The sequence below is a fragment of the Paraburkholderia sp. genome (assembly GCF_034668105.1).
Classification (GTDB): domain Bacteria; phylum Pseudomonadota; class Gammaproteobacteria; order Burkholderiales; family Burkholderiaceae; genus Paraburkholderia.
Genome location: NZ_JAXDPY010000022.1, coordinates 1 through 3,558 on the forward strand (window position 1 = coordinate 1; position 3,558 = coordinate 3,558).

The 3,558-nt window shown below is 62.9% G+C and carries 5 protein-coding genes; 4 read left to right on the plus strand and 1 reads right to left on the minus strand.

Features of this window, described 5'->3' with window-relative positions; all coding sequences use genetic code 11:
• Positions 1 to 184: 184 nt before the first annotated feature.
• The 4 genes from QOC89_RS01125 to QOC89_RS01140 all read left to right on the plus strand — a co-directional run bounded on the left by QOC89_RS01125 (position 185) and on the right by QOC89_RS01140 (position 3,028).
• The gene (locus QOC89_RS01125) at positions 185 to 562 is read left to right on the plus strand and encodes a hypothetical protein (RefSeq protein ID WP_323043336.1); all 378 of its coding nucleotides are present in this window, start codon (positions 185 to 187) and stop codon (positions 560 to 562) included.
• A 20-nt stretch (positions 563 to 582) separates the two neighbouring features.
• On the plus strand, positions 583 to 1,098 hold the full coding sequence (locus tag QOC89_RS01130) for a nuclear transport factor 2 family protein (RefSeq protein WP_323043337.1): 516 nt from the start codon (positions 583 to 585) through the stop codon (positions 1,096 to 1,098).
• A complete protein-coding gene (locus tag QOC89_RS01135; protein ID WP_323043338.1) occupies positions 1,095 to 2,222 on the plus strand; it encodes an amidase in 1,128 nt (375 codons plus the stop codon). The genes QOC89_RS01130 and QOC89_RS01135 overlap by 4 nt, the downstream gene beginning before the upstream one ends.
• Positions 2,223 to 2,284: 62 nt before the next feature.
• The gene (locus QOC89_RS01140; protein WP_323043339.1) at positions 2,285 to 3,028 is read left to right on the plus strand and encodes an SDR family NAD(P)-dependent oxidoreductase; all 744 of its coding nucleotides are present in this window, start codon (positions 2,285 to 2,287) and stop codon (positions 3,026 to 3,028) included.
• Here QOC89_RS01140 and QOC89_RS01145 read toward each other — a convergent pair.
• The gene (locus QOC89_RS01145; RefSeq protein ID WP_323043340.1) at positions 2,924 to 3,520 is read right to left on the minus strand and encodes a response regulator transcription factor; all 597 of its coding nucleotides are present in this window, start codon (positions 3,518 to 3,520) and stop codon (positions 2,924 to 2,926) included. The genes QOC89_RS01140 and QOC89_RS01145 overlap by 105 nt on opposite strands.
• Between the last annotated feature and the right edge of the window lie 38 nt (positions 3,521 to 3,558).

A 3,558-nucleotide genomic window follows, 5' to 3' on the forward strand; every position in this document is an offset into this window, starting at 1 on the left:
CTGCCATTGCGTTGTATTCACAGGTGCATGCAGCGTGGCCGGTCGCGTTGATGCTGATCGGCTTCGGGCTCATCACCGCGATTACGCTCGTGACCATTCCGAAGAACGCGATTCCGGGCTACCTGTAAACCTCTAAGCCATTTTCTATATTTGCTATTCGAACGATTTCATGGAGAACCCCACAATGTCCGATAACCGGAAGCTGCCGTTGCGCGTATTGTTCTGCTGCGGCGTGACGCAGAATTTCTTCGACTTGCCGCGCGAGAAGATCGGCGAAGTCTGGCAGGCCTACGGCAAGATGCTGGCCGCGGTCGAATCGATGGATAGTGTCGACGTGCTCGGCATCATGGACGACGACCGGCTCACCGTCGGCAATGCCGACAACTCGCCGTGGACGTTCTACATCATGGCCGACGTGCGTGACTTCGATACCGCCGTGGCCGTGTGCAATCTGTATCGCACCACGCCGGTCGGCGAATACAACCTGTGGCGCTATGGCAAGATCGAAGCACGCGTCGGCCGTGCGCTGCAAGTGCCGCCGCAACATGCCAACGCGGCCTGAGCATGCAGGAACCTGACGCAATGAACGAAACCACGACTACGCTGGCCGGATTGACCGAACGGCTCGCCGCACTCGAAGCCGAATCCGCGGTGCGCCGCACGATGGCGCGCTATATGGCGCTATGCGATGTGCCCTCGGGTGCGCTCGAAGGCGAGACGCTCGCGGGCCTGTTCGCCGCCGGCGCGATCTGGGAAGGCATTGGCCCCCAGTACGCCGGCAAGTTCGGCCGCCTCACCGGCCATGCGGACATTCTCGCTATGCTCATGCGTTACTTGCCGCCGTCGCCGCATTTCTCGGTCAACGTGCATTTCCTTACGTCGGAAAGCATCGAGGTGAATGGCGCAACCGCGAAAGGCCGCTGGATCATGCTGCAAGCGTCCGGTTATGTCGACGCGCAAGCGGAGTTGATCTCCGCGCGCCTCGAGGTGGATTTCGCGCCCGCCGATAACGGCCGCGACTGGCTCATCACGCACTTTCGCACCGAGCGTCTGTTCGATGCGCCCTGGCACGTCAACACTAGGAAACCCAACTTATGAACGAGTTTATCCAGGCCTTGTCGCTAGGCGGCACGGGTCCGACCATCGCGATCAAGGACAGCATCGACATCGCCGGCTACGCGACCACTGCGGCGAGCCGCGCGCTGGCGGATGCCCCGCCGGCTTCCCAGCACGCGGAAGTCGTGCAGCGATTGCTCGATGCCGGTTGGCACATCGTCGGCAAGGCGAACATGCACGAACTGGCATTCGGCATGACCGGTATCAACGACTACACCGGCACGCCACAAAATCCGCAGGACGCCTCGCGTATTCCCGGCGGCTCGTCGAGCGGGTCGGCGGCGGCGGTTGGTTTGAAGCTCGCCGACGCCGCACTCGGCACGGACACGGGCGGTTCGATTCGCGGCCCCGCTGCATGTTGCGGCGTGATCGGTTTGAAGCCGACGTTCGGGCGCGTATCCCGGCGCGGCGTTGCACCGCGCGAATCGACGCTCGATTGTGTCGGGCCGTTCGCGCGCGAGATGCGGATGATCGTGGCCGCGATGCAGGCGATCACAACCGGCTTCGACGCGCATGCCGCCCACGCGTCACAGGCGGGCGTATCGAATGTCGGTATCGTGCAGGTCGACGCAACGTCGGAAATCCTTGCCGCCGTCACTCGTGCAGCGGACCAGGCGGACTGCCGCGCTCGCACGGTGGAACTGGCAGGCCTTAACGCGGCCTTTGAGGCGGGCCTCTCAGTCATCAACGTCGAAACGTCGCGTGCATTCGGTCATCTCGTGGAAACCGGCAAGCTCGGGGCCGATCTCGACGCACGGTTGCGTGCCGCCGCGAAAACGACCGCGGCGCAACTCGAGGCGGCGGAATCGGTACGCCCGCAATTCACCGCGGCCGTCGACCATGCGCTGGAAAGCGTCGACGTATTGATTCTTCCCACGTTGCCCGCTATGCCGATCACGATCGACGAGGCGCGCGGCGGTACTTCGGTTATCGCCATGTCGTCGTTGATCCGGCCGTTCAATCTGAGCGGCCATCCGGCGCTGAGCTTGCCCTTGCCTATCGCTGGCTCGCCGCTCAAGGCCGGCTTGCAGATTGTCGGACGCAAAGGTGCGGATGAACAGGTCTGCGCGATTGCGGCGCGCTTCGAAGCAGCGCTCGCGGCTTGAAGTCGGTGAGTGAAGTAGCTGGAATCCGACGGCCGAATGGCCTTCTCATGGAGTAGCAGCAAATGCAGAAAAGAGTCGTACTGGTCACCGGCGCGGCGCGTGGTCTCGGCGCCGCGATCGCCGCACGCTTTCATGCAGCGGACTACGCGGTTGCGATCGGCGATATCGCATTCGATGCCGCCCAGACCCTCGCCCGTGAACTGAGCGCCGATGGCGCAAGCGCCTTCGCACTGAATCTGGACGTCACTTCGAAGACCTCGTTCGAATCCGCGCGCGATGCGATCCTGCAACGCTGGGGCCGCATCGATGTCTTGATCAACAATGCGGGAGCCTCCAAAGTCGTACCCGTGATGGAGATCAGCGCCGAACAATTCGATCAGGTGATCAACGTGAACCTGCGCAGCGTGCTGTTCGGCTGCCAGGTGTTCGGCCAGCATTTCGCCGATGCCGGCGCGGGCCGCATCGTCAATATCGCCTCGCTGGCGGGACAGAATGGGGGCTCGGCGACCGGCGCGCATTATGCGGCGGCCAAAGGCGGTGTGATCACGTTGACCAAGGTGTTCGCCCGTGACCTCGGCGCAACGGGCGTGACCGTCAATGCGATTTCGCCCGGGCCGATGGATCTGCCGATCGTGCACGAGAGCGTCGCACCCGACAAGCTGAAAGCGGTGATCGCCAACATTCCTGCGGGGCGTCTGGGCTCAGCGGATTATGTCGCCGATGTCGCGGTCATGCTCGCCGCGCAGAACGCTTACTTCGCGAACGGTGCGTGCTGGGATGTGAACGGCGGTCTGTTCATGCGTTGAGTAGGCGATACCGCGCAGCACTTCTTTCTCGCGTGCCGTTAGCGACGCGAAGCGCTTGCGCAGTTCGCGCTGCTTCTGAGCGGCGGCGTGGCGAAGCGCGGCCAATTTCAACGCGCGCTGCACACGGTCGAGCATCTGCTGCGAGTTATACGGCTTCTCGACGAAATCGATCGCGCCGCTCTGCAACGCGCGCCCTGACATCGGAATATCGCCGTGACCGCTGACGAAAATAATCGGCAGCGTCGCACCTTGCCGATTCAATTCCGCTTGCACGTCGAAGCCGCTTTGCTCCGGCATCCGCACATTGAGCACGAGACACGCGGGCACGTCGGGATCGAATGCGCTCGGAAATTCGCTGGCATTCACGAAGCCCGCCGACTTCACGCCGACCGATTCGAGCAGCCACGCAAGCGAGGTACGCATGCCGTTGTCGTCGTCGACGATATAAACGATGGGTGCGATGGATGGAGCGGGCTGAAGCGGGTGGGACATGGAGTAAGCCGGAGCGGTTCGGGGAATGTGCGATTCGC